Origin of the sequence: Marinobacter sp. (genome assembly GCF_965229985.1) — a bacterium.
Lineage (GTDB): Bacteria > Pseudomonadota > Gammaproteobacteria > Pseudomonadales > Oleiphilaceae > Marinobacter.
The window spans coordinates 1929141-1955032 of record NZ_OZ245935.1; the positions used below are offsets into that span (position 1 = coordinate 1929141).

The 25892-nt window shown below is 53.9% G+C and carries 27 protein-coding genes; 8 read left to right on the forward strand and 19 right to left on the reverse strand.

Features of this window, described 5'->3' with window-relative positions:
* Nucleotides 1-112: 112 nt before the first annotated feature.
* Nucleotides 113-544, reverse strand: coding sequence for a GFA family protein (locus tag ACO06L_RS08880; protein ID WP_202348262.1), 432 nt, complete (start codon nt 542-544; stop codon nt 113-115).
* A gap of 260 nt (nt 545-804) precedes the next feature.
* Between ACO06L_RS08880 and ACO06L_RS08885 the strand changes: the two genes are divergently transcribed.
* Entirely contained in the window at nt 805-1149 is a 345-nt protein-coding gene (locus tag ACO06L_RS08885) for a PBPRA1643 family SWIM/SEC-C metal-binding motif protein (protein WP_202348261.1), read from the forward strand.
* Between the two features lie 29 nt (nt 1150-1178).
* On the forward strand, nt 1179-1613 hold the full coding sequence (locus ACO06L_RS08890; protein WP_202348347.1) for a DUF3010 family protein: 435 nt from the start codon (nt 1179-1181) through the stop codon (nt 1611-1613).
* 57 nt (nt 1614-1670) lie between these two features.
* Here ACO06L_RS08890 and ACO06L_RS08895 read toward each other — a convergent pair whose 3' ends face one another.
* The 6 genes from ACO06L_RS08895 to ACO06L_RS08920 form a co-directional block, all read right to left on the reverse strand.
* The gene (locus ACO06L_RS08895) at nt 1671-2321 is read right to left on the reverse strand and encodes an ankyrin repeat domain-containing protein (protein ID WP_202348260.1); all 651 of its coding nucleotides are present in this window, start codon (nt 2319-2321) and stop codon (nt 1671-1673) included.
* A gap of 45 nt (nt 2322-2366) precedes the next feature.
* On the reverse strand, nt 2367-2777 hold the full coding sequence (locus ACO06L_RS08900) for a hypothetical protein (RefSeq protein ID WP_202348259.1): 411 nt from the start codon (nt 2775-2777) through the stop codon (nt 2367-2369).
* Nucleotides 2774-3172 (reverse strand): hypothetical protein, encoded by a 399-nt coding sequence (locus tag ACO06L_RS08905; protein WP_202348258.1) that lies wholly within the window; start codon nt 3170-3172, stop codon nt 2774-2776. The genes ACO06L_RS08900 and ACO06L_RS08905 overlap by 4 nt, the downstream gene beginning before the upstream one ends.
* On the reverse strand, nt 3165-4649 hold the full coding sequence (locus tag ACO06L_RS08910) for a type VI secretion system PAAR protein (protein WP_202348257.1): 1485 nt from the start codon (nt 4647-4649) through the stop codon (nt 3165-3167). Before ACO06L_RS08910 ends, ACO06L_RS08905 begins: the two co-directional genes overlap by 8 nt.
* Before the next feature lie 105 nt (nt 4650-4754).
* The gene (locus tag ACO06L_RS08915; RefSeq protein WP_413816197.1) at nt 4755-4952 is read right to left on the reverse strand and encodes a 5'-nucleotidase; all 198 of its coding nucleotides are present in this window, start codon (nt 4950-4952) and stop codon (nt 4755-4757) included.
* The gene (locus ACO06L_RS08920) at nt 4909-5364 is read right to left on the reverse strand and encodes a metallophosphoesterase family protein (protein WP_202348256.1); all 456 of its coding nucleotides are present in this window, start codon (nt 5362-5364) and stop codon (nt 4909-4911) included. The genes ACO06L_RS08915 and ACO06L_RS08920 overlap by 44 nt, the downstream gene beginning before the upstream one ends.
* A gap of 160 nt (nt 5365-5524) precedes the next feature.
* Here ACO06L_RS08920 and ACO06L_RS08925 point away from each other — a divergent pair, with 160 nt between their 5' ends.
* Nucleotides 5525-5956, forward strand: a complete 432-nt coding sequence (locus ACO06L_RS08925) for a tautomerase family protein (protein WP_202348255.1) — start codon at nt 5525-5527, stop codon at nt 5954-5956.
* 85 nt (nt 5957-6041) lie between these two features.
* Here ACO06L_RS08925 and ACO06L_RS08930 read toward each other — a convergent pair whose 3' ends face one another.
* Together ACO06L_RS08930 and ACO06L_RS08935 are read right to left on the reverse strand one after the other, a co-directional pair.
* Nucleotides 6042-6650: a DUF3592 domain-containing protein gene (locus ACO06L_RS08930; protein WP_202348254.1), complete on the reverse strand. Its 609-nt coding sequence runs from the start codon at nt 6648-6650 to the stop codon at nt 6042-6044.
* 174 nt (nt 6651-6824) lie between these two features.
* The gene (locus tag ACO06L_RS08935) at nt 6825-7619 is read right to left on the reverse strand and encodes a substrate-binding periplasmic protein (RefSeq protein ID WP_202348253.1); all 795 of its coding nucleotides are present in this window, start codon (nt 7617-7619) and stop codon (nt 6825-6827) included.
* A gap of 314 nt (nt 7620-7933) precedes the next feature.
* On the opposite strand from ACO06L_RS08935, the gene ACO06L_RS08940 reads away from it, so the two are divergent.
* Both ACO06L_RS08940 and ACO06L_RS08945 read left to right on the forward strand, forming a co-directional pair.
* Nucleotides 7934-8509, forward strand: a complete 576-nt coding sequence (locus ACO06L_RS08940; RefSeq protein ID WP_138103063.1) for a hypothetical protein — start codon at nt 7934-7936, stop codon at nt 8507-8509.
* A 31-nt stretch (nt 8510-8540) separates the two neighbouring features.
* Complete coding sequence (locus ACO06L_RS08945) at nt 8541-8846, forward strand: hypothetical protein (protein ID WP_202348252.1); 306 nt, start codon at nt 8541-8543, stop codon at nt 8844-8846.
* Nucleotides 8847-8935: 89 nt separating this feature from the next.
* Here ACO06L_RS08945 and ACO06L_RS08950 read toward each other — a convergent pair whose 3' ends face one another.
* The 3 genes from ACO06L_RS08950 to ACO06L_RS08960 all read right to left on the reverse strand — a co-directional run bounded on the left by ACO06L_RS08950 (nt 8936) and on the right by ACO06L_RS08960 (nt 12022).
* Entirely contained in the window at nt 8936-10282 is a 1347-nt protein-coding gene (locus ACO06L_RS08950) for a S41 family peptidase (protein WP_202348251.1), read from the reverse strand.
* Between the two features lie 471 nt (nt 10283-10753).
* A complete protein-coding gene (locus ACO06L_RS08955) occupies nt 10754-11383 on the reverse strand; it encodes an alpha/beta hydrolase (protein WP_202348250.1) in 630 nt (209 codons plus the stop codon).
* Between the two features lie 180 nt (nt 11384-11563).
* Nucleotides 11564-12022 carry a thiol-disulfide oxidoreductase DCC family protein gene (locus tag ACO06L_RS08960; protein ID WP_227716105.1) on the reverse strand — a complete coding sequence of 153 codons (459 nt, stop codon included), beginning with the start codon at nt 12020-12022 and terminating at the stop codon, nt 11564-11566.
* Between the two features lie 415 nt (nt 12023-12437).
* Here ACO06L_RS08960 and ACO06L_RS08965 point away from each other — a divergent pair, with 415 nt between their 5' ends.
* Together ACO06L_RS08965 and ACO06L_RS08970 are read left to right on the forward strand one after the other, a co-directional pair.
* Complete coding sequence (locus tag ACO06L_RS08965) at nt 12438-12725, forward strand: type II toxin-antitoxin system ParD family antitoxin (RefSeq protein ID WP_202348249.1); 288 nt, start codon at nt 12438-12440, stop codon at nt 12723-12725.
* 5 nt (nt 12726-12730) lie between these two features.
* Nucleotides 12731-13066 carry a type II toxin-antitoxin system RelE/ParE family toxin gene (locus ACO06L_RS08970; RefSeq protein ID WP_202348248.1) on the forward strand — a complete coding sequence of 112 codons (336 nt, stop codon included), beginning with the start codon at nt 12731-12733 and terminating at the stop codon, nt 13064-13066.
* Between the two features lie 67 nt (nt 13067-13133).
* On the opposite strand, the gene ACO06L_RS08975 is transcribed toward ACO06L_RS08970, so the two are convergent.
* From ACO06L_RS08975 to urtA, 7 genes are all read right to left on the reverse strand, one after another.
* Nucleotides 13134-16151 carry a metallophosphoesterase gene (locus ACO06L_RS08975; RefSeq protein WP_336144590.1) on the reverse strand — a complete coding sequence of 1006 codons (3018 nt, stop codon included), beginning with the start codon at nt 16149-16151 and terminating at the stop codon, nt 13134-13136.
* A gap of 148 nt (nt 16152-16299) precedes the next feature.
* Complete coding sequence (locus tag ACO06L_RS08980) at nt 16300-16926, reverse strand: hypothetical protein (RefSeq protein ID WP_202347806.1); 627 nt, start codon at nt 16924-16926, stop codon at nt 16300-16302.
* A gap of 1106 nt (nt 16927-18032) precedes the next feature.
* Complete coding sequence (gene urtE / locus ACO06L_RS08985; protein WP_202347807.1) at nt 18033-18731, reverse strand: urea ABC transporter ATP-binding subunit UrtE; 699 nt, start codon at nt 18729-18731, stop codon at nt 18033-18035.
* On the reverse strand, nt 18731-19555 hold the full coding sequence (gene urtD / locus ACO06L_RS08990) for an urea ABC transporter ATP-binding protein UrtD (RefSeq protein ID WP_336144589.1): 825 nt from the start codon (nt 19553-19555) through the stop codon (nt 18731-18733). The genes urtE and urtD overlap by 1 nt, the downstream gene beginning before the upstream one ends.
* A complete protein-coding gene (gene urtC, locus ACO06L_RS08995; protein ID WP_202347809.1) occupies nt 19552-20676 on the reverse strand; it encodes an urea ABC transporter permease subunit UrtC in 1125 nt (374 codons plus the stop codon). Before urtC ends, urtD begins: the two co-directional genes overlap by 4 nt.
* 3 nt (nt 20677-20679) lie before the next feature.
* Complete coding sequence (gene urtB, locus ACO06L_RS09000; protein WP_202347810.1) at nt 20680-22278, reverse strand: urea ABC transporter permease subunit UrtB; 1599 nt, start codon at nt 22276-22278, stop codon at nt 20680-20682.
* A 98-nt stretch (nt 22279-22376) separates the two neighbouring features.
* Nucleotides 22377-23684 (reverse strand): urea ABC transporter substrate-binding protein, encoded by a 1308-nt coding sequence (gene urtA / locus ACO06L_RS09005; RefSeq protein ID WP_202347811.1) that lies wholly within the window; start codon nt 23682-23684, stop codon nt 22377-22379.
* 359 nt (nt 23685-24043) lie between these two features.
* On the opposite strand from urtA, the gene atzF reads away from it, so the two are divergent.
* The gene (gene atzF, locus ACO06L_RS09010) at nt 24044-25879 is read left to right on the forward strand and encodes an allophanate hydrolase (RefSeq protein WP_202347812.1); all 1836 of its coding nucleotides are present in this window, start codon (nt 24044-24046) and stop codon (nt 25877-25879) included.
* Nucleotides 25880-25892 lie beyond the last annotated feature (13 nt).

A 25892-nucleotide genomic window follows, 5' to 3' on the forward strand; every position in this document is an offset into this window, starting at 1 on the left:
GTGGTGGGGTTCTCTGCGGCAGGCTGGGCTCAGCCAACTAAATTGACGGCGGGGCCTGACGGGATATCACACCCGTCAAAAATAGATCTGCCCCGGTTTTCAGACAAACGTTTCACTCCGGCAGCGTCTTACCCGACCCCCCCATCTCAGCGGGGACATCATTCATCTTGGGCAGGCCATCCCGTACCGGCAGCACCGATTCCTGGTAGTGCACATGCAACGCAGGCTCGAACTTGAGGTCCGGAAGATTAGCCACGTAAACATCCACGAGCCCCCAAGCCGGGTGGTTTGTAAACACATGGCCTCCACACTGCTTGCACCATTTCCGGTAGCTCTGCTTCGTGAGATGAAACTCTCCTACCTGGTCGGCGCCAGATAAGATCTCAAGACTAGCGGTTGGCCAGAGTGAAAACGCATTGACCGGGCCCGCAGACCAACGGCGGCAGGAATCGCAATGGCAATAACCCATTGCCTCTGGCGCTCCGTTGACCTGAAATTTTACGGCCCCGCAAAAACATCTACCCTGATATTGGCCCATGGTCATCTCCTCGTTTGTTATTGTTCACCGACTACTGTTTCAGAGCCACTACCCCGCTGCATATCCTACGGAATGAGAGAACGGACATAACTTTGGTAGGAGACAGGAGGCCATCACATCCCGCGGCAGGCAGCCAGAATCGAGACCAGCCGGTCCCGGCTTTCTCGATTCAGGAAATTATATCTCCCTATATCCCCGCTCCCACAACCATGCTAAAAGACTCCACCCGGCAGTAGCCCGGGCATTCTTCCCATCAGGATCTCAGCATGTCAGACAAATTTTTCTTCAAGGGCCGGCAGGACGCACGCCAGCACCACACCGCTTACGGCGGCTTTCAGACCAACGCCAGCCAGAAGAGCGGCAGCAAGAAGTACCCGCTCACGCTGGTGGTTACCAGTGAGGCGCGCAAGCAGGAGGTTGAGGCACAGGTGGCCGGGGCGAAGCTGCATGCGACTATTTCGGTTGATACCCGCGAGGGCGCCGTTGAATCCATCAACGAGCTCACCGCTATCCTGAATAAAGGAGGAACGGTCACCACGGTAAAACCGCCCTCCCGAAACGACGTCTGCAACTGCGGTAGTGGACTCAAATTCAAGAAGTGCTGCGGCTAACGACAGCCGGGGCATAGAGGGCAATGGCTATGATTATTTGCGGGGTTGAGCTGACTGGCAGTGATGCGGTGGTGTGTTTGCTGAATATGGACAGGGGCCAGTTCAACCTGCCGGAGTGCAAGGTGCGCAAACTATCACTGCCGAAAAATCATAGCCGTGAAGATCTGCAGCAGTTCCAGGCGGCCTTTGCAACGTTAATGGCCGAGTACGGGGTCAGCAGTGTGGCGATCAAAGAACGGATGCCCAAAGGCAAATTTGCCGGCGGTGCCATCAGCTTCAAAATGGAAGCGGCCATTCAACTGATCACAGGTGTTGAATTGAATGTGACCCTGCTGCCCCCGGCACTGATCAAGTCCACCCTGTCAGCCAACCCGCTGCCCATTGCGTTTGCCGAGACGGGTTTGAAGGCCTTTCAGGAAACTGCTTTTATCGCTGCTTATGTGGGGCAGCTGCAAGGTCGTTGAAGCTGTCAGCGTAGACGGCTTAGATTTTTCTCCGACAACTGTAACAACTGAGTTTGATCAGTTCGGGACCCCGGATGAGAAATGTGTTTGATGAGCATAGGCTTCAAGCTCTCTCCGGACGTCTCGATAAGCCTCTTGATTCCGCGACTCCAAGAACGCAGCAAACTCGAAAGCGTTAAAACCGTGGAAAGCCTTTTCGGGGCTATCAATCGGTAGTTCCGGATCCGCTCCCAGGCGTAGCAATGCATGTAGGTAGTCATTATTGGCGTACAGTACCGCCTCATGCACCGGTGCAAGCCCTTGGTAATAGCCGTTAACGGGCTCTCCCCTTGCCGCAAAATGTCGAAGCAACGCGTAACCACGTCTCCTCATGATCGAATCAGCATCGTGTGTATCTAACGATGCGCCCACGAAATTGATCAGGGGTTGCGAACAGCCGCTCATCGCTTTTCCACATCGCTCATATGGCCAGTCGGAATGCATTAAAAGCCAATACGCTACTGCAGGCCTGATCGCCAGGCTATCGGAGTCGAAAGGACTCCACGGCATTTCTTCAGGATCAAGAAGCGCGATAACTGTGAGCCCCCAAGCATCCGAGCCGAAAGCCGAGGTGCGATAGATCATCGGAAATAATGTCAGGACAATGGCCAGGATCACTCCGCTAACAGCGAGCGCCTTTTTGTGGCCCCGTACGTATTTGACAGGCATATCGCTCCTCCTTGAGCTTCATGAACGCGACTCCGGACGCCTCCGCTAGTCGTACGCCTCCAAGTACCAACCGGTGAAAAAAAACAAAACCACTGAGACCGCATACACGGAGAAAGGCACAATCACCCACAATTTCAGCGAAAGCGGAAGCGGTTCATTCTCGTCACCCATTCTGGCTTCGATCCGCGGCCCGATTCGCGGCAGGTGCCTGAATAGAAAGAACACGTAAACATGCGAAATTCTCATCCATCGACCAATTGGGCCGTTTCCCCAGATAATGCGAATGCTATCCAGTTGTTTGCCCGGCGTTGCAATTCTCCGTTCAACTTCCTCGGTTTTTCGGAAAAAAAACGTAACCATCAGGAACATCAGAATGATGGCAAGAACGAGCGAAGCAGCGCCGGTGATCGCAAATACCTCCTCCATTTGCGCTAATCGCTGCTCGTATTCATTCATGAGTCAAGCAGCCCGAGGTAACAACCAGACAAGAAAAACGCGAGTACAACAAGTGCATAAGCCGTGAAAGGCAAAATTGCCCAGAGCTTTAGAGAAAGGGGTAAAGGTTCGAGCTCGTCCCCCATGCGCGCCTCTATGCGCTTACCGACACGGGGAATATTCCGATAAACGAAAAACGCGTATATATGAAGCACCCTCATCCAGCGCCCAATCGGACCATTACCCCAGATCTTACGAACACCATCTAATTGTTTACCAGGAGTTGCAATTCTTTGCTCCACCTGCTCAATCTTTCGAAAAAACAGCGTTATCATCAGAAAGAGTAAAACCAAGCTAACCCCGAGAGAGACAACCAAAGTAACCTCAGCCAGAATGATCAATTGTTCATCACTCATGGATCGCCTTCCTCAAAACTTCACCCGCGCCTTCGCCAATCTCACCAACCAATGCGCCGCCTCCAGCTGCACCGAGTCCGCCAACAATCACTGCACAGGCCACACCTCCTACTCCAGCAGAGGTGACCGCGAAAGCTAAGCATCCGATCCCGGCACCCGCACCAAGGGTACCGCCAATCATTGAACCTGTCAGTTTACCCCCCTCCCGATAGGACACCACTTGGCAAGCCTTCTGATCTCCCGCCGTGCAAGCCTCATGAATCTTCAAAGCAGACAGAGCAACGTCCAGTGTGATGCCAAGATAACCGACGTTCCGGGCATATTTTGCACCAATTGCCAGCCGCTCATAATGAGTGGCGTAACCAGGGATCCCATCGACTCCAGCCTTCCTCCAATGATTAACAATGCTTTTCGATGACAGTCCCAACGCCCGTTTCAACTTCGGATCATCATCCAGTGACATGCCTTTGCGTGCCAGGCTCCCGAGAGCAAAGTCCAGTTTTTTGAAAGAAGCTTGCCTCCTCTCAAAAAAATCGGAATGGTTAAGATGACCATGTTTCAGGTAACTTTCTTCATAAAGCTGCTCGATTTCCTTCAAAGTCGTCTCAATCACCCTGATCTGCTTCGAGACCATCACTGCGCCAGCTCCCAAACCCGCCGACCCTGTCGAAGTGACCGCTTCCAGCAGATCGTAGTAATCGACGATAAACTGCGCCTCGCCTGGATCGAGCGCCCGAACCTGAGCATTTACTTGTGCCGCCACCTCCATCAGATCAGCTTCTTCCGTGGTACACGCCTTTCCTTCCGGGTCACCCAGGACAATCATCTCTCCCGGCAGAACCCTGTCGCCGAGGCCCGGGTTCAACCGATCAAAGTGATCCGGCTTTGCGGATGCGTCTCCGTACAATGCAGTCAACAACTGCGTTCTGCTCATAGGGCTCCGGACCACATGGTAGCCAGGTTCGACGATACTTTCCCGTTCAGAAGTAATTGGGAGTGGACCGGACACACTGGGTGCTGCCGCCACGCCAGCCGTCGCGCCATCTGCAATATTCGCTGGACCGTTGGCGGCCGATGATAAGGTGGCGTCCGTGCTGTCACCAGAATGACGAACATAAGATGACTCCTTCCCTGAAGCACGCTTCAACGGCGCCGGCGAGACACCAGAGAAAGGCGCCGGTTTATGCATATCCCCAATCACAACGCTGCCACTGCCGATGGTCACACCCCCGCATGAAATGGAACCGCCAGTCACCGCTGCGGGAATGCCATTGATCAGCACCGTTGCCGATCCTGCGACAATCGCTCTCGGGTGGGGAGGGTGTTTGGGCTTGGAGTGTGGCGCGAGAGGATCGCCAACGCGGGCAACGGGTTTGCCGTCAATCAACACATTGGGGGAGCCGGCGATAACGGGTGTGGGAGGGAAACCCTCATGATCGGTGCCCATATCACCCAACAATACGACTTTCTTGCTCATTCCTTTATTCCTTCCATCCTTGAAGGTTTATCCATTTTATATGGCTGCCGTCACTGGCAACCTGGTCCGCAATAGTAAACAAAGAATCTACAATGCCCAAGTTCTCTATTGTTTCTCAGAATCCTTCAAAGGCGATCCGGACCTGTAAGGCACCTTCCCCGCAGGGCTATATTTTGCAGCAGGCTCCAGATGCACATCCTGATCATCGAAGAAGATGTGCGCCTCGAACGCCTTGATCATTTTCGATTTATCCAACCGATCAAACCGGCAGTTCAATAATCTCACCCACCACACCGTCTTCACTCACCTGCAGCCGCCCCACCGTGATCGGCAGGGTAAATCGCCGGGGCCCGGCGCCACCTGGATTGAAGTAAAGCACATCGCCAACCCACTCGTTACGGGGCTTGTGGGAATGGCCGGCGATGACCGCGCGGTAACGGCCCTGCGGATCCATGTCGAGGGTTTTGACGTCGTGGAGCATGTAGAAGGCGTGGCCGAGGAATTCCAGATCCTCAATATCGGGAAGCGTCGCGGCGCGGCCTGCTTTGTCGATATTGCCACGGATCGCAACCACCGGCGCGATCGCCTCCAGCGCATCCAGAACCTCGTCTCGCCCAACATCACCGGCATGAAGGATCAGGTCCGAGCCTTTCAAAACCTCCAGGGCTTCGGGACGCATTTTGCTGTGGGTGTCTGCGATCACTCCGATTTGCATGCTTACGCCCTCCAGATTCCCCAATTGCGCCCACCCGGCCCGTGCCCATGGCCATGGCCATAGCCATGCCGGTAAGCGTTGCTATAGTGAAACAAGACCACCTGATTCTCAATGTCGGCCAGAACAGGTAAAACCATGTCACTCCCGGTAGGACTTCCCCATGCCCACTTATACCGTCACGGTCGCGAACCTTTCCCTGTCGCAGCAGCAGAAATCACAGATAGCGGAGGCCATAACAACGGCCCATAACACGCAAACCGGCGCGCCCCGTTTCTTTGCCCAGGTTCTGTTTTTTGCTACAAATGAGGGTGAGCACTTTGTGGGTGGCACCGTGAACCAGGAGCCCCAGGTGTATGTTCATGGCCTGGTGCGGCAAGGCCGCAGTACCGAGGTCAAGCAGGCCCTGATGAGCCAGATGCTGGACGAGATAGTGCGAATTGCGGGCATAACGGCTGAGGAGATCTGGATCTATCTGCAGGACATTCCCGCCACTCAGATGATCGAATTTGGCCGGTTTCTGCCAGCGCCGGGAGAGGAAGCCGAGTGGGAACGAGAAATGACGCCAGAAAAGCGGGCCAGGCTACCCAAATAATAGATTTGTACCGACTTTCCAGAATATCGGGACAGGAAATAAACCTGTCCCAGCTTCCCTGTTGCTGCTGCATTTGAAGATTCACTCACGCCAATTGGGTAATCTCGGCGCCAGAGGGAATTTGAGAAGGTTGCTCGGGTTCACGCCCCTTGAGCATGTTGGCGAGCCGCCGCTCCCGGACCTTGTGAACCGAAGGGTCCAGCCGCAACACCTTTAACGGCAATCGATCCCCTTCGCGAAGTTTATCGAACAGATCAGCCTTGTTCAGATAAAAAGCCCCACTGTGGTTGCGTCCGTTGAACTGGAAATCAAATTCAACAAGCAGATTGCAGCTGTAATACTCACCGTTCACCCTGTTGTTATTGTCGAGAACCTGGTGCAACTGGCAATCCGCCTCTTTCCGGGTCAGAACGCCATCCACGTCCCTGCCGTACTGTCTCAGCAGTGCCTGACCGTAGTAGTAACCTATGCTTGAGTGGGCGCTCACAAAGGCATAGACAAACAGAGCCAAACCGATCAGCGCAAAGAATCCACCGAAAACCATGGCCCCTGCTTCACCAAAGCCAAGAAAGAAAATTCCGCCCCCGACAAATCCGAATATCAGCCCTATGATCAGGAGGGTGAAAAAAGCGCCAGCATGATCTTTCACGGCTGACCAGAGCAGCGGCCAGTCTGTTGTGCGTTTCCTTCGCATTGTAGATTCCTTGTCGTTTCCCTACTTTACTTTTTAACCACAGAACCCGCCCTGTGGACTGGCGAATGATACTAACTGAATTGCAGAGCGGCTTGGTAGTGACCCAGATTAGCTCCGAGTCTTCAAAGAAACCCAGAAACTTAATCCGTCGCGGTTTTAACGGTTCTAACCGCGTTACCGATAACTTTCGATCAAAGCGTTCAGTTGTGACTGGAAGTCAGGATCCTGCATGACCGCATCAACCTGATTGATCACGTCCATAGCGGACGGAAGCTGCCTCGAAACGCCAATGTGGAAAGGGATCTGGGAATTTGGAATAAAATCAACCTCTCGAACCTTCAGCTTCTCCGAATAGCCAAGTTGTCGAGCGATGAATCGGGCGTCTTCAGCGGGCTGCACCATAAAATCGCCGGCCTTCCGCAGCATCAGAAGATGCATCATCGCTTTCATGTCCCGGCCCGGCTCGCGCTCCAGATAGCCGGGAATATTGTCCTCTTCCCATTGGGAGCCCCTTTCAACGATCACCGTCAGACTGGACAAGTCAGCAAAGCTGGTAGCCGATTCGATCAGGTCTATGTTGGGGTTGTCAGCCGAGTAAACCAGATGACCAAAGTTCTGCGTGAAGAGCGGCCTGGCTGAAAAGACGGCGTATTCCTCTCGCGCCTCCGAGGGATAAGTGAGAAGGCCATCGGTGAGGCCGAGCCTTACGTTGTACTGCGCCCTGGCCCAGGGCACCACCACATGTTCCGTGCTATAGGCGGGGATGAAACTGAACGTCAGCTGCACCAAATCCGGAAACAACCCGACAACCCTCTCGTCGAGCGAGGAACTATAAGGCGGTGACTTTTCGCCGAACGCGAATTTCAAACTGTTGCTTCCCATCGAGACACCAGGCAAAGCAAGGAATACAACCAGAAGCGCGTGGCAAAATGACGCCGAAAATCCTTCCAAAAGATGCTTATTCGCCAAGTTTACCTCTGAGGAGCTGTGAGCTTGTTACCTGGGTGCCACCTAAACACACAGTCGATATCATTCGCCAATTCTATGTCGTTATATCCTCCGAGAAATAGATGTGTAGCGGTTTCCCTAGTCGGAATCCGCCCCACACGCGGTGAGCTTATGGGCGGGCACGGAGGAATCACAGCGCGGGTGGTTGCAGCGGAAGAAATTGCTCTTGGGGACGACTTCCCCACAAATATGACGCCAGACCAAACCTTTCCATCACACCATCCAAACAGTAACCTTGCATCCAACGGACTGAAAACCTCCAAAGGAACCGGAAAATGAAACGTTTTAGTGCAACCGCTCTCGCGTTGCTGCTCTGTCTTTCAGCAGCGGCCTGCGCATCCTCTTCGAATCTCATTAAGCTCGAAACTCCTGAGCCGCGAACCGAGACACCCGTAGTCACCATCGGCCGAGCAGGCCACCCCGTCAGGCTCCCGTTGGAGACCCTTGCGAACGCATCATTTATTGGCAGCGACGGAGAAATGATCTTCTACGCCGGCCAGAAAAGTCTCTTTGCCACAGTGGTCACACCGGAGGACTGGGGCAATCCATCCATTCAGATGAACCAGGCACCGGGCTTTATCTTCCGGCGCGACCTGAGTTCCATTCAGGACCCTGAATTCCGGAGGGAGCTTGAAGGCATAATCAGAATGACGCTGGAGCCTGCGGAAGAGAAGGAAAACAGCATGGTAACCGTTGGCGACCTCACCGCCTACATTGCCTTCAGCCCCACAAAAACCACCATTATGCTCACCTCACCGGGAAAGCCGGACCTGTTTACTCAGCTGGTACTGGACAACTTCAGCTGGCAAGACATCGAGAACGAAATCCTGAAAGGAATCGAGGGACATTAATATGCTTACGAGGCAGGAAAAGGATGACCTCATGACGGTCATCAACATACTCTTCGACGATAACCAATTGCGGGGCTTAAAGCCGAACCTGAACGAACGTACCGCAGAGGTTGTCGAGCAAGCCATGGAAGAACTGATCAAATGCAACAACAGGATGAAGGAACTGGTGACCGGATTAACAATGGGGATTTCAGTCTTTACCCGAGGCTGGCTGAAGCACTCGTTGGATAAGATCGCTCAGGCACTTCGCGACAAACAGCTGCAGTTCGATGGGATGGCTTGCCGGCATCAGGTTGCGGCCAATTTCGGGACGGAGATTTATCGCTCTACTTTTTAGGCTCGCGTGATCCGCATACTCCTTGCCGGTCGCACCGGCAAGACAGGGGAAATAGATCTGTCCCGGTTTTCTGATTAATACTTCAACCATCACCCGCCGACCAGCTTAATTACCCGCTCCAGCATCGGGTCTTTGCCTTCCTCGCGCCCTTTTCGGCCAAGGTACTTGAGACGGATGTGTGGCGGGATGCCGACATCTTCGTATATCTCACCATCGTAGGCCCGGTAGATTTCATTGGACAAGGTCAGGTGCCAGCCATTTGGCAGATGGCGCTCGAGCGTGTCGGAAAGGATGCCCTGGGTAGGCTCGCCAATAAGAGTAAGACGGGGATGCTGCAGCAATGAGAGCACGAAGATTTCTGCGGCACTGGCCGTTAGCTCGCTGGTCAGCACAAACAGGTTGCCCTGGTAAGTCTCATTGACAGGCGTGATATGGACAGACTGCTTTCCGGTGAATCCATTGCCATGACGGGCTGACTTGGTGAAAGCCAGCCGTTTGCGATCCATCAGGTACGCTGAAAAGCGCAGTGCGACACCATCGTACCCCCCACCATTATTGCGAAGATCGACCACCAGATTGGGGAGTTCGCCAACATCTGCCAGCACCCTCTTCATCACACTATCGACCGCACTGAGATCCGCAGCCGGTTTGCCTGACTTGCCGCTTTGCCCGGCCATGGCACGGATATTCAGGTAACCGATGAGGTCATTAAGGCGCCCCCACTCCACCAGCCGGTTGCCGCCATGGCTAACGGAGCTTGCGAGATAATTCTCATGGATCACGTCACGCGCCAACTCTTTGAGATCGCCCAGGTAGCTGGTGAGCTCCCGGTCATCATTGGCGTCTTCAAGTTCCTGTGTCAGCCGCCTGAAGAGCGCCGGCTGGGCACCGGCGCTGTAATGACCCCAGGGTGAATGCAGACGAATATGGCCATCCTTCAGGGGCCGTAGCATCGCAACCATGATGGCAAAGAGCGTTTCCTGTGATGTGTTCGCGTTAATCTGGGGATTATAGTCATGATGCGCCCGGTCCCAGGCCACACCCTTGAGTTCAAACAGAGCGTATTGCTCGTGAAAGGTTCGCCAGAAAACGTCAAAGTTGTATTGCGGATCCTTTGCCCTGTGCCTGTGACTTTCAGTGACACTGGCGGGCAATCCTTTCAGGCGACGGAATCTGATACGTGCTACGCCAGTTACCCGATGGGCACTGAACGCCTGGCCACCAGGGGATACCGCCAAATCTTCGTAATAGTGGCCAAGTTCTTCAATACTGCCCGCATGAATCTTCAGGCAGCTGATGCTGGTTTCTTCAAAAAGGGTGTACCAATCTTCCTCGATCAGCAACACAGTGCCGTAACCCTGGGAACGCCAGACACCCTGCAGGCGCGCAAAATCAGGGCTGGGAAGAGAACTGCCGCGGCGTTGGGCGGTTTTCATAGAGGACTCCAGGTCCACTTCTGTTGTTTTCAGACGTCAGGCCCCAGTAATAGAGTTCGTAGTCCTGCATTGTGACTCTCCCACTCTGACAGTTGAGAAGATAACTGTTGTCTGGAAGTGTAGGGCTGAAAATAGATCTGTCCCGGTTTTCACTTCACCAGTCAGTCAAAAGCCATAACAACAAACCAGCAACCCCGAAAAGAAGCACTGCAAAATGGACAGCCAGGTTCTTTCGGATAGTTGGGGCGGGCTTGGCGTTGAAACTGAAATAATCCTCACCAAACAGACCAACACCGCAGCGTTCACAGTAGTTTTTCGAGTAAGAGACCCGGAGCTCAGACGGCTCAAATCTTTTTCGGCAACTGTAACAACTGGGCTTAATCACTTCGGGCTCCGATTTGTTTGAAAAACCGGGACAGGAAATCCAGCTGATCTTCGATGGACCGATCCAGAGCTTCGCCCCGATAGACATCAAAATGACCCACCGGATAGTGCTTCACTTCCGCGTTCGGCATTCTCTGGGCCGCTTTGACCGCAGAACTCGCCGGGGCGGCCGGCCGACGCAATATATCGGGGAGACATCCCCAGCCCACGACGAAGCCAGTCAACCGTTCCGTGCCAGGTCAGTCGCATCGCCTGCATGAGGCCGGCATAACCGACAACCCCCAGCAAAGACGCCAAACCATCCATCATCGGGCATTGAGAGATGGTGCATTGCACGTTTCCATCCTTTGCCGCGGCCGCAATCACGAGCCCGCCAGAAAACGACGTTCCCCACAGGCAAATGCGGCTGCCATCGACACGATCCAGCTGCCGCGCAAAACCCAGTGCCGCCAGCCAATCTGCCACTTCCTTCCGGGGGCTCAGCGTCTGCCGTGGCTGGCCATCACTGTCACCGAAATGGCGGTAGTCAAAGGCAAAGACCGCGTATCCCGCATTGCAGAAAGCTTCTTTGAACGGTGCCAGACCACTGGCATGAGTCAGCCCAAAACCATGGGCCATGACGACACACGGTAACCCTTTACTGTCGGCATCCGGCGTATAGAGAACACCGCGACAGGTTGTACCGTCGCTCTGAAATTCCAGGGGCGTTTCGATCATTGTTTGGCTCGCATGCTTGAAGGTCGAGAGTCTCAGGATAGCTCATTGCTTCAATATCAAATTTGCCAGCGCCAAGCGATGAGGCTGAGTGGGAAAAGAGAATGTCTCCGGAAAAACGGGCCAGTTTACCCAAATAACCGCAATAAGGGATCTGTCCCGGTTTTCCGGTTTCCGAGCCCCCTACCACGTCTCTCTGTCCTCCGCGCTTTCCTCAGCTTCAACCTCGGCCTTGCGCGCTTCGATGCTTCTCTGCGTTTCCTTTGAATCCGGCATGCGCCCGGTTCTCTCCAGCCGCACGCTCACCCATTTGTGGTAAAGCTTCGCCAGCGCTGGCCGAATCACCGGCAAACCAATCAGCCAGGCAAACGGTTTCAGCAGCCAGACCCGCGACATCAACAGGATATAGGCATCCAGTTCGCGGTGGATGTTGCCCTGGCCATCCTCCACATGGAGCTCCTGAAGCGCTGCTTGCGGGTCTATACCACATTCCTTCAACTCCTCATCACGGCCGGTGATATCCACCCACTCCACCGATTCGCCGGTCCTGCCCGCGAGTCGCTCATAGAGCCTGCGATCCTTGACACAGCTCGGGCAGGCGCCATCGTAGAACACGCGAAGCTGATCACCTGGTGCCATCATCGCCCTCTCCCTTGTTTGCATCGCATTCATCTAACTACACGGTAAACCAATGTGTGGCTCCCGTTAACCGTTCGGATCTCGCGGCATGACCCGCGAGAGGAATTACAAGATATAGTGCGGCCAGAGAAAGCCCGGAAGGAAAAGCCCAAACACAACCGACCACGCGTGTATTTCGAAGAATGGGGTGACCCCATGATCACCGGCATTGGCTGAGTGTCCGAGCTGACCGGTATTGCCGGCGGCGAGGATATCTTTCCGGAAAAGGCCGCGGAACCTGTCTCCAGGGAGGGAAAATAAATCGGGAAAATAAATCTGTCCCGGTTATGGTTATTGGTCCCTGTTATTGGTTTCCTCCTAGACAGGAAACCGATGCATTGGCATATTATGCCAATGTAATGCTGACAGGATCACCCTCATGGCGACGAGAAACATAGTACTGACGGACCATCAATCCCAGGTAGTCGATCACCTGGTTGCCTCGGGCCGTTATCAAAATGCGAGCGAGGTACTTAGAGCCGGTCTGAGAATGGTCGAGGAAGCCGAGTCCCGATATGTCACCAAAATGAACGACCTGAGAGCCGCCATCGATGCGGGCCAGGAAGACCTGGAGGCTGGCAGAACCAGAACATTTACGGGTGACGAGTTCGCTACCTACTTTTCTGAGCGTGCGGAGCAAGCCATCAGGAAGAAACGGGATACCTGATTACGATGAAACCATGGAAGGTTATTCTCACAGATGCTGCTCTAGTCGATCTCGACGATATTCTCGAAACCACCCTTGAAGAATTCGGCACACTGCAACTGAATAGATATATCGAGCAAATCGAAAGGGCGATTAGGGAGCTTGAAGAAGCCGGAAACCTGGCGCCACTTCTGAAACACAGGTCTGACATCCGGTCCGGAATCGCTACCTATCCGCTTGCAAGGGAAGGTAAATCTTCACCCCATCAGTTTTATCTCAGAATGGAAAAGGATACGCACAATCAGTCCGTTATCATTCTTCGGGTCTTGCACCAAAGGATGGATCCTGAGGCGCACCTATGACTTCCAAACTATCTGATTACTGGTTTCCAGCAGAATAAATAAATCTGTCCCGGTTTCATGTCCCCGACTAAGAATTCTTTTCCAAACCCTTTCCATAACCTATTGAGCGTGCGGCACTTAACTTAATTTTTGCGATCTGACAAAGCTGTTGCTTTTCCTTTTCAGAGGTATGAAACATATGAAGATAATAAACAATCAGTGATTGAAAAACCGTAAATGCAAAATTATTCTTCTCCAAACTTTTTGAAAGCTTGGTCAATTTCGGTACTTGCAGCGCGCCCGGTCGAGAAAGTCTCGAAGCGGCTTCAATCAAATCGAAAGAATTAGAGGGATTTTCTAGAACAAGTTCAGAGATTTCTTCATTTAATTTATCCGAGGCGACGAACTGCCCTGTCTTTAAAACAACTCCAGTACAAATCATGCCGATAATATTAAAAGCAACTTTTCTAGCTATGGCTTCCCTGTCGGCGGAACTTTTTCCCTCTCCCCGTTCTTCCAACGTTGTCTCTAACTCTTTAACAAAAAGCTGCGGATCTCTTAGCAGCTTATCAAAAATAAATCTAAGCATCCTCAGAGGGCCTTCAAAAACTTCCTTTAGACAGTCTTTCTTCTTCTCACGTTCAAGCGAACCATAGTAATTCTTGATTATCTGTCCAAGTATTTCAGAGGTTTTAAGAAGATGCTGAAGTTCCGCAACTATTTCTTTCACTTCCTCTGGGCCGTCCTCCGTGCCATCTTGCTCATTATCCTCAACATGATCTGCAACCTGACGTTGCTGCTCTTGCGCCTCAGGTACATTTATATCCGAAATAATCAACTCAATTGACGAATCAACCAAACTATTCAGAGACTCCACATCCTTTCCAAGCATAATAGGAGTGGAGTCTCCAAAGGACTGGTTAAGAGAGGTCATTATCTGGTCTACCAACCAAGTATCACTAACATGATGTGACAAAAACAAAATGGTACTAGCGCACTCCCTAGAATTAAGGGTACGACAACAACTTAAGACCAAATCCCTTACTTCAGAGTCGGAAATGTTTACTGCCAAATAATTACCCAGAAAGAAATAATAAATATAAGGATATTGAAAGAAATATGATTTACCAAAATTACTCAGAATCTTAGAGTGGACCAATAGCTTTATTCTTGAATCAAAATCGACAGTCGTATACTTTTTACAAAAAGCTTGGTTAAACAACCTCAACTTATCGACATCTACCTCATCAACCCCCTCGTTTTTGAAAAACCATGCCAGCTGCGAAAGGTAATTGAAAATTTCGTTTAACTCAGTATTGCGAACGCCATGCTCTTTCAAGCTCTTTGTTATTAAATACTGATAATAATATGCAAACCCAGAACTTTCTAAATCACCTTCGTTATTACTATCACAACTCTGCAATAGTATTAGTAGGTATAGCGGTCGCGGCGGAACCAAATTCTTTCCGATTACTGTATTTAACAGCGTCTCTATGCCATGAACCCTTTGATCAAGTTGTTTGTTCGTCTCGATCGAGCCACATAAACACCAATTCTTTATTAGCTTGTGACGCATGCGGTGCCCGAAACTTTTAATAGAATAACTGTCGAAGTCTTCAAGCGCTTTCGCCGCATCCATGTCTACCAACTCAGATAACTCGATGTCTTCGCTTCCGCTCAAGTATATACTCCCAAACTGCCTATCGAGAAAAGAAAGAAGTTTATACTTATTTTTAGCACCGCCTCTTAACCCATCAATATCATCTAGGAATAAAACCCGATCCTCTAAACTGCTCCCTTCAAATTCACCAACATCTATATACTGGCGAGCAGCCGCAGACGATATTGCCTTTTTGAAACCTGCTTCATTTTGACTCTTTATATCACCTGAACGAACGAAGAGTGGAGCCAGACCATTTTCATGCGCATAAATAAAGTATTTCTGAAAGAGAAAGGTTTTCCCAGACTTTTCTTCGCCAAGAATCAATATCTTTTTTTCAACGCCCTTTACTGGGACAAGTTTCGATGAATCCATCGTTTCCTTCGGCCCATCAATTTTTCTTTCTAGCTCTGGAAATATAAAAATATCATTCGCGAAAATTTCACTTTTATCTGGATGGGTGAATGGACCGCCGGCGTCGGTAATAGTCTCTATAAAGCTAGCTTTTAACTTTTTATTTTCATTTCTGCCAGAAATATCATCGAAATCAAATTCATTCTCATCTACAACTTTAATCTCCAAGCCATTTAGCAAGAATTTTCTTTCAAATATTTTTCTAGCTTTGGCACTAATATGAATCGAGGAGTATCCAGAATCAACGTCCTCATGGGGATTTAGAGCCGCAGCTTCAAAAACCAAAGACCGGTTACTACTCGAAACAACATCGCTTGAAGTGGGAATATGCTCATGCCCGGAAATCAATACATCGAATTTTTCACGTAACATTTTTCGAAACGGATGATAAGTCTCTTGTGTGTACCAATTGAGGGGATGATGGATTATTGCAACTTTAATTCCGTCATATTCATCAAGCACTTCAGGGTATGTTTCAGTAGGGAATACAAGATCACCTTGAACTTCAGATATTCGTGACATCCAGGCAACATTGATCACGGAAAAAATGTAATTGTCATCCCCGATCTCGTGCACGTAGCTCGTCCATAGACTACTATCAAAAACAGGTTTTTTATCCGTCAACTTTTCTCTGAAATCAAAAAAGTTTCGTTGTACGGAAGTACACTTCTCAATAACAGAATAATCTCTGGCTTTATTAGGATCCGATATTACTGAGTCAATTATTATATCTCTTATTGAGTCTGAGTCATCAAAGTTGCAATCATGATTCCCAGGCGCAATAATAAAATCAACATCCACGTCACAGTCTTTCTGTATATTTTCTTTTATACAAGTTAAATAGGAATCCGAATAATCGTACTCATTTTTCTTACCACTGAATGCCACATCGCCCGAAACCACAATAAGGACCAAGTCACTTTCTCGTGAGATGTCGTAAATAGATTTAGCAACTAAATCAGGTCTATTTAAAATCAACTCATCGCCATTCTTAATGTGAATATCGCTTAGATGCAGAATACTGAGGGTCACGAGATATCCTTATTTATGCTTTTAGAATAAAATATATACAGCAATTACCTAAATATATATGGCCTGAATACAATTTGTGCACAAGCCTAAAATAAGCCAACGGGAAATCGCGCAGCTTTTTTAGTCGGTCGAGTTTTGTTGTTTGGCCTTATGGCCTTTCTAACCGGTTTTTGCATGCTCTCTCTTCACTTGTCTTTTTCAACATCATTCTCACGGTATGGAATGTTGGCCAGTTGCTCAACACTTTCAACGTTAGAATACGTTCCGCACATTTGGCATGAGCGACCGCTGTTACGAACCCTTTTTGGATGGCTCGACAATCGGCCTTTAACACTTCCGGATCTCTCGTTGCCTGCTCCACTGCGTCGAATGCGGCAAAGTCATTCGTCAACATATCTAGCTTGGCCTCAATGTCTGTAAAAATCATCTGGAACAACTCGAGGTGTGCAGCCAAGCGAACATCAACAGGCATCAGCCTGATACGCGAAGCCTCAAACATTGGCGACAACGCTATACGTCGCCTCACCAGCTTTTCACTCAACCAATAAGGTAGGTTTTCGTTAGAGATGCTTTCTTCTTTCGCCAAATCTTCTAGCGCTCGACTTGCTGTTCTTACTGCGACGAGATTGCCGACCAAAAGCATTGCCGCAGAAAGGTCCTCCTGGCGCCGAGCTTTATAGGCAACAAGCAATGCCACCAATAGCGCAATGATGCCGCTTATTGTGGCGCCAGCCAGCGTCTGCCATTTATCCAAAAATCCCACGATTTCTTCCATGCACTTTCCGTCAAACACCAAGCCCGCCAAAGCCGAAGGCTTTCGATGCTGCGCCTTAAGTCTATCGGCCATTGTCTTTTACAATCAGCGCTTCCATAGCACTTAGCTACCTAAGCTAGACCATCCCGGCGCCTCCTGCCTGCTCTCGTTACAAAATTCCGTAAAGTCTAAGCGCGGAAAAGTTGCGAAGCCGTGCCACGCAGCCTCATGTTTTGCCGATGATTTTTCCCAGTTATTCCAAGGAATGGCGACCTGATTTCCATCGATAAAAGCGTCAGTCCTGCCCATCCCGCGTATGTCCTATCAACGCATAAATGCCGACGGCCACAGCCGCACCGGTCGCCAAGAATTACTCAATATGCACACCATCAGCCAGATTGTCATGGCCGGGATGACTAGAAGGCAGTGTCTGCGGTCGGCAGCAGGCCGACAGTTAGAGCCACTCAGTTTCATGGTTTTGCCTCCAAAGTTCGCTTCGATCGCAAAATCCAATCCGGTTACGCACTCTCGGCAATCCTCTCAGGCCGACGCTCTGGCAGCATGCCCGCTCCAAAATGAAGCTGAAATAAGTCTCTAGCCGTTCTCCAGTGTCCAGGTTCTCGAAAACAAAGGGGTGTTCGCCGCGTATTTTCTTAATCTCTCGCTCCATCCCGTCCAGGGAAGCTTACATCTGTTCAGAGATTTTGAGATTTTTGATGATCAGCAGGTCGGATTTGGTGATTCCGGGCCCGGCTTTCAGGGGGATCCTGTCGCCGGCGGAAGCCGTCGATTATGCACAGGGAGAGGTCAAACAGTTTCTGTCTGAAGGCAGAAGCTTTGCAGGTCGCCGATTGACGCCGCGTTCAGGGAGACTTTTTGCGGACGGTGTGTACTGGAAGCGACCGGTTTCCACGCCGAGTGCGATCTGCGACCAGGGTTTCGTGACGCAGGAGGAAGTCGGCGCTTTCCTGAGTGTCGGGGGCGTCGAAAACAACGCAGATGACACAGTAATCAAATGGGACGTTGCGCAATTTACATTCCGATGTTCTTGAACGGAATCAAACCTTAACCATCCGATACGAAAAAGTAGCCCACTTCCCAGACAGAGCTGACTCTCATGGAAGCGGTTAGACCGTGAGATGCTTTTTAATCAACTCATCCGTCAACCCAGCAATCTCATCCTCAGCAACCCTCCTCCCCCGATCCAAAATCGCAAACCGATCCGCATACTTCCGCGCAAACGGCAACTTCTGCTCAACCAGCAGCACCGTCAGCCCGTCCTCCTCAATCAGCCGCCGAATAACCTCCCCAATCTGCGCCACAATATTAGGCTGAATCCCCTCCCCCGGCTCATCCAGAATCAGCAGCCTGGGCTCAATCACCAGCGCCCGGCCAATGGCAAGCTGCTGTTGCTGCCCGCCAGAAAGGTCACCGCCTCTGCGGTGCCGCATTTCCTTCAGCACCGGGAACAGCTCATACACCCTCTCGGGGATTTTCTTGCTGCCGTCCTTGCGCACGGCCAGGCCGGTGCGCAGGTTTTCTTCCACGGTCAGCAGCGGGAAGATCTGCCGGCCCTGGGGCACGTAACCAATGCCCAGGCGTGATCGGTCCTCAATCTTCTTTTTGGTCAGTTCCACGTCGCCGGCAAATTCAATGCTGCCGTTCTTGGTGGTTTCCTCGCCCATGATGCATTTCATCAGGGTGGTTTTGCCCACGCCGTTGCGGCCCATTACGCAGGTGCACTGGCCCTGGGGTACGTCCAGGTCCAGATCCCAGAGGGTGTGGCTTTCGCCGTAAAACTGGTTGAGCTTTGCAATCTTCAGCATTACGACTCCTCCCCCAGGTAAACCTTGATTACTTCCGGGTCGTTGGAGACCTGGTTCATGGTGCCTTCGGCCAGCACGCTGCCCTGGTGCAGCACGGTCACCTTGCGAGCGATGGAGCGCACGAAGCCCATGTCGTGTTCCACCACCACAACCGACTGTTTGCCCGCCAGGCTGGTGAGCAGTTCGGCGGTGCGTTCCATTTCCTGTTCGGTCATGCCCGCTACGGGCTCGTCCACCAGTAGCAGTCGGGGTTTCTGCATCAGCAGCATGCCGATTTCCAGCCACTGTTTCTGGCCATGGGAGAGGATGCCGGCGAGGCGGTCCCGCAGGTCTTTCAGGCCGATCATTTCCAGCACTTCGTCGATGCGGTCCCGGTATTCGGGTTTCATGATGGCGGTGAGCGTGGGGAATACCCGCTTGTCTGCCGCCATGGCCAGTTCCAGGTTTTCGAACACGGTGAGGGCTTCAAACACCGTGGGTTTCTGGAACTTGCGGCCGATGCCCAGGGAGGCGATATCCGGCTCATTCATGGTAAGCAGGTTGTGGCGGCTGCCGAACCACACGGAGCCGGAGTCCGGCCGGGTTTTACCGGTGATGATGTCCATCATGGTGGTTTTACCCGCACCGTTGGGGCCGATGATGCAGCGCAGCTCGCCGTCGTCGATGGTGAGGTTGAGGTTGTTGATGGCCTTGAAGCCGTCAAAGCTTACGTTCACGTCTTCCAGGTACAGAATGGGGCCGTGGCGCACGTCCACCGGCGATTGCACCTGGGTCAGAAACTCGAATACATGCTCGCGGTCGGCCAGTTCCTGAAAAATGCTCATGCGGTGGCCTCCTGCCCGGTGGGTGTGTCGTCATCGGTTTTGGCTTTGCGGCGTTTCTGCAGCAGCCCGGCAATGCCCTTGGGCAGGAACACGGTTACCAGCACAAACAGGCCGCCGAGGGCGAACAGCCAGGCGTCTGGCATGATGCCGGTGAACACGGTTTTGGCGTAGTTCACCAGGATGGCACCGATCACCGCCCCATAGAGCGTTGCCCGGCCACCCAGGGCCACCCACACAACGATCTCGATGGAGAACAGCGGTGAGAACTCACTGGGGTTGATGATTCCTACCTGAGGCACGTACAGCGCCCCGGCCACACCCGCCAGCATGGCGGAGACCACAAACACGAACAGCTGCACCCGCTCCACCCGGTAACCCAGGAAGCGGGTACGGGCCTCGGCATCCCGGCAAGCCACGCTCACCCGGCCCAGTTTGCTGGTTACGATGCCCCGGCAAATCACGTAGCCAATGGCCAGGGCGATGCCGGTGGCGATGAACAGCCCGAGGCGGGTGGCGTCGGTGCGCAGGTTGAAACCGAGAATGTCCTTGAAGTCGGTGAGGCCGTTGTTGCCGCCAAAGCCCATCTCGTTGCGGAAGAAAGCCAGCATCAGGGCGAAGGTGAGCGCCTGGGTGATGATGGAGAGGTATACCCCGGTTACCCGTGAGCGGAAAGCCAGGAAGCCGAACACCAGCGCCAGCAGGCCCGGGGCCAGCAGCACCATGATGAAGGCAAACCAGGCCATGTCGAAGCCGTGCCAGAACCAGGGCAGCTCCTGCCAGTTCAGGAATACCATGAAGTCTGGCAGCACCGGGTCGCCATACACGCCCCGGTCGCCGATCTGGCGCATCAGGTACATGCCCATGGCATAGCCACCGAGGGCAAAGAAGGCGCCGTGGCCCAGGCTGAGGATACCGAGGTAGCCCCACACCAGGTCCACTGCCACTGCCAGCAGGGCGTAACACAGGTATTTGCCCAGCAGGGTGACGGTAAAGGCACTCACGTGCAGGGCGCTGTCCTGGGGCATGAACAGGTGAAGGAAAGTCACCACCAACAGGGCCGCGAACAGTACACCCAAAAAGATTTGCGTGGATCGCTCACGCAGGGGTCTTGTTAGCCACATAACTTAGCCTTCTGCTGCGCGGCCCTTTTGAGGGAACAATCCCTTCGGCCGTTTCTGGATAAACAGGATGATGAACACCAGCACGATGATCTTGGCGAGTACGGCACCGGCCCAAGGTTCGAGCAGTTGGTTGATGGTACCCAGGGAGAGCCCGGCAATGAGGGTGCCCCAGAGGTTACCCACGCCACCGAACACCACCACCATGAACGAGTCGATGATGTAGTTCTGGCCCAGGTTCGGGCCCACGTTGGTGAGCTGGGACAGCGCCACCCCGGCCAGGCCGGCGACGCCGGAGCCCAGGGCGAAGGTCATGATGTCCACCCGGGTGGCCCGGATGCCCATGGAACGGGCCATGGCGCGGTTCTGGGTGACGGCGCGCACTTCCAGACCCAGGCGGGTCTTGCGCATGATCAGCATCAGCCCGGCGAACACAATCAGCGCGAAGGCCAGTACGTAGAGGCGGTTCAACGTGAGCGAAAGCGCGTCGTTGATCACCAGGGAGCCGCTCATCCAGTCCGGGGTTACCACGGTGCGGTTCTGGGGGGAGATCACGGTGCGCACCAGCTGCTGCAGGATCAGGCTGATGCCGAAGGTGGCCAGCAGGGTTTCAAGAGGGCGGCCTTTGAGGTACTGGATCACGCTGCGCTCGATGATGATGCCAGCGGTGGCCGCCACCATAAAGCCGGCGGGAATTGAGAGAATCAAAGCCAGGCCGGGCTGGCCGGGGAAGAGTTGCTGCATGCCCCAGGTGGTGTAGGCACCCAGCATAATCAGCTCGCCGTGGGCCATGTTGATCACGCCCATCACACCAAAGGTGATGGCCAGGCCAATGGCGGCAAGCACCAGAACCGATCCCAGGGAGAGCCCGAAATACAGGGTCTCGGCGGCGCGGTTCAGTTTCAGTTTCTGTTCGATGCTGTCCAGGGCTTTGGTGGCCCTCGCAGCCAGCGCCTCGTTATCGCTGCGGGCCGCTTCGTTCAGGGCGGCACGAGCGCGCGGGTGCAGACTGCCGGCAAGCACGTCCACGGCCTCCAGGTTGCCCTCGCCCACCCGGTAAATGGCCACGGCCTCTTCAATGCGGTTGCGTACGCCAGCGTCTTCTTCCAGCGCCAGCCGCGCTTCCAGTGGCTCCACCAGCGAGGCATCAACTTTGCCCATCATGTCCTGTGCGGAGGCTTCACGCACATCGGGGTCTTTGGCGTTCAGGTCCAGCATGGCCAATATGCCTTCAAGCTGGCCCCGTATGCGGTTATTGATGGCGACTCTGTCCAGCTCGCGGCGGGACATTTCACCCATGTTCTCTCTGGTCAGCGGATCGGCGATTTCCCAGTCCCTGCCCCGGTTATTCAGTACCAGTACCACCTGCCCGGTGTCTTTTACCCGGCTCAGGCGGTTGTTTCCGTAGGCTTCGAGCCAGCCCCTGGCTCTTTCATCACCGCTGCTGACGATGGCGTTCACCGCCTCTTCCACTTTGCTCGCTGGCGCGTCTGCCAGGTTGATCAGCAGGGCCTTGCCAGGGTCGTCTTCCTGCGCCGTTGCGGGCAGCGACAACAGGCAAACCAGGGCGATAAGCAGCAATGTGAGCGATCGGCAGATGCTCATGAGTGTGTCCTGTCTGTTGAAAGCGTGGTGCGGGGTGGCAACCGGAGGCAGCATCGCTACCCCCGGGTTGCCTGTATTGCGATGTCGGTTGCTGTGCCTTATTCGTCAGCAGCCGCCATTTCGCCGGCAGACGCACCACAGGTGCCGGTTGCCGTGTTGAAGGTTCCGCAGAACATGGGCTTGCGCCAGTCGGCGATCATGTCCCGTGAGCCCGGCAGGTAGTCAGACCAGGCATCGCCAGCAACCAGAGACGGAGTCTCCCAGACCACGGAGAACTGGCCGTTGTCCTGGATCTCGCCAATCAATACCGGCTTGGTGATGTGGTGGTTGGGCATCATGGCGGCGTAGCCACCGGTGAGGTTGGGTACGGTTACGCCGATGATGGCGTCTTTCACTGCGTCCACGTCGGTGGTGCCGGCTTTCTTGACCGCTTCCACGTACATGTTGAAGCCGATGTAGTGGGCTTCCATCGGATCGTTGGTTACCGCTTGCTCGTTGCCAGTGTGCTCGATCCACTGGTCGATGAAGTCGTAGTTGGCGTCGTTGTCCACGCTCATGAAGTAGTTCCAGGCGGCCAGGTGGCCAACCAGCGGGCCGGTGTCGATACCGGAGAGTTCCTGCTCACCCACGGAGAAAGCAACCACCGGGATGTCGGAGGCCGCGATGCCCTGGTTACCCAGTTCCCGGTAGAAGGGCACGTTGGCGTCGCCGTTGATGGTGGAAACCACGGCGGTCTTCTTGCCGGCAGAACCGAAGCGCTTGATGTCAGACACGATGTTCTGCCAGTCGGAGTGACCAAACGGCGTGTAGTTGATCATGATGTCTTCCTTGGCCACACCCATGTCCATCAGGTAGGTCTCAAGGATCTTGTTGGTGGTACGCGGGTAGACGTAATCGGTGCCCGCCAGTACCCAGCGCTCCACGCCGATTTCATTCATCAGGTAGTTCACCGCAGGAATCGCCTGCTGGTTGGGCGCAGCGCCGGTGTAGAAGACGTTTTCGGAGGATTCCTCACCCTCGTACTGAACCGGGTAAAACAGAAGGCCGTTCAGCTCTTCCACCACCGGCAGCACGGATTTACGGGAAACCGAGGTCCAGTTACCGAAGATCACGTCGACTTTTTCCTGGGCCAGAAGCTCCCGGGCTTTCTCGGCGAACAGCGGCCAGTTGGAGGCCGGGTCCACAACAACCGCTTCCATCTGGCGACCCAGTACACCGCCCTTGGCGTTCTGTTGCTCGATCAGCATTTCAACGGTGTCTTTCAGAACGGTTTCACTGATGGCCATGGTGCCGGAGAGGCTGTGCAGGATGCCCACCTTGATGGGGTCTTCAGCGGCCACGGAATTGAAAGAGATGGAAAGTGCGAGTGCAGAGAGGCCCAGTTTCACGTGTTTTTTGAGGCTCATGTTGTGCGTCCTTTTCTTTGGTTGGGTCTTGGGTTCGAGGTTGCAGTTCGTCTTGAAACGCACAGGAGCCACTGCATCTGCTGTTCCACATTCCATGTATATCCAGCCAAAACAACCAGTTATCTAGTATACAAGCCAAACCAAAGCTGCCAGGGGACCATCAACACCCCGCCAAACCCCTGTTTTACCGTTCAGTTTTGGTGCGCCCGCACCGGCCTTGGGCGCGCTGCGCCGGAGCACTTCTGGAGCGGAAATCATTAACCATCTGTTTTTAATGAATTATTCAGAATTTTTCGCAAATGGCACAGGCATTGCCATTCCACATGTATACAAGTTGATAACGCACATGAGGACGACCAATGCCTTCAACACTCGGATGGACCATAAAGGACTGGCAGAACGCCTATAGAGAAGGCGCTTCGCCGGCGTCATTGCTGGGTGAGTTACTGACGGGGCTGGATACCACAGATGTGGCCTGGATTTCCCTGCTGGATGGCGACGGCCTAGCCGCCGCCCTGGTTGAACTGGACCAGACCCTGGAAGCCGCCGGCGGCGACAAGGCCGCGCTGTCGCTCTATGGCGTTCCGTTCGCGGCGAAAGACAACATTGATGCGAAAGGCCTCGAAACCACCGCTGCCTGCCCGGCTTTCGCCTATACCCCTGAACAAGACGCCACCACCATTGCCCGCCTGAAGGCCGCCGGCGCGGTGGTGATTGGCAAGACCAACCTGGACCAGTTTGCCACCGGCCTGGTGGGTACCCGCTCGCCCTACGGCGCCGTGCCCAACAGCTTCAAGCCGGATGTGGTCAGCGGCGGCTCCAGTTCCGGCTCGGCTTCCGTGGTAGCCCGGGGCCTGGTGCCGTTTGCCTTGGGCACCGATACCGCAGGCTCCGGCCGGGTTCCTGCCGGGCTGAATAACCTGGTGGGGCTGAAGCCCACCAAAGGCCAGTTCAGTATTCGTGGCGTGGTGCCGGCCTGTCGTTCCCTGGATTGCGTCTCCATCTTTGCACTTACGGTTAATGATGCCGGGCTGGTGTCTGATGTGATGACCGGTTTCGACGCCGGTGATGCCTTCTCCCGCAAGGCACCTTACGCCCTGCCCCTGGACGGCCCCGCCCTTCGTCGACCCGGCCCGATCAGGCGGCTCGCCATTCCGGAACATCCGCAGTGGTTCGGTGACCAGCAGGCTGAAGCGGCCTGGAACACCGCCATCAGCCAATGGCGCGGGCTGGATGTTGAGCTGGTTCCCATGGATTTCAGCCCCATGCTGGAACTGGCGGCGCTGCTCTACGAGGGCCCCTGGGTGGCCGAGCGCCACGCCGCCGTGGAAGCGTTCATGGCCAGCCACGCCGATGATATGAACCCGGTGGTCAAAGGCATTATCAGCAACGCCGGCAAGTTCAGCGCCACGGACACCTTCAAGGCCCAGTACCGCAAGGAAGAGCTGCAGCGCCAGATTGATGAGCTGCTGGCCGATGTGGATGCCCTGCTGGTGCCCACTGCGCCTACCGCACCCACCATTGAAGCGGTCAACGCCGACCCGGTTACCCTTAACAGCCAGTTGGGCACCTACACCAATTTCGTAAACCTGGCAGACATGAGCGCCCTGGCGATCCCCGCCGGCTTCCGGGACGACGGCCTGCCCTTCGGCGTGACCCTGATCAGCGGCGCCTGGAAAGACACCGAGCTGCAGCACCTGGCCTGCCAGTGGCTGAACGCCCACCCGACGCCCCTGGGCGCCACCGATAAAGACCGCCCAGAAGAAACCCCGGGCGCGGCCATTTCAACCCCCACGGTTCAGGTGGCGGTGGTTGGCGCTCACCTCAGCGGCATGCCCCTGAACACCCAGCTCACCGAGCGCTTCTCGGTACTGCTGGAGCAAACCACCACCTCCGCCAATTACCGGCTCTACGCCCTGCCCAACACCACACCACCCAAACCCGGCCTGAAACGGGTAGCCGCAGGAGAAGGTGAGCAAATCATCGTGGAAGTCTGGGAAATGCCCGCCTCGGCTTTCGGCTCCTTTGTGGATCTGATTCCCGCGCCCCTGGGCATCGGCAATGTGGAACTGGCCGATGGCCGCTGGGTAAACGGTTTTATCTGTGAAGGCTACGGCTTCGAAGGCGCCCGGGATGTCACCGAATTCGGCGGCTGGCGCTCTTACATCACCGCTCTTAAATCCGGCACGGCATAAGGAGAACCGCCAT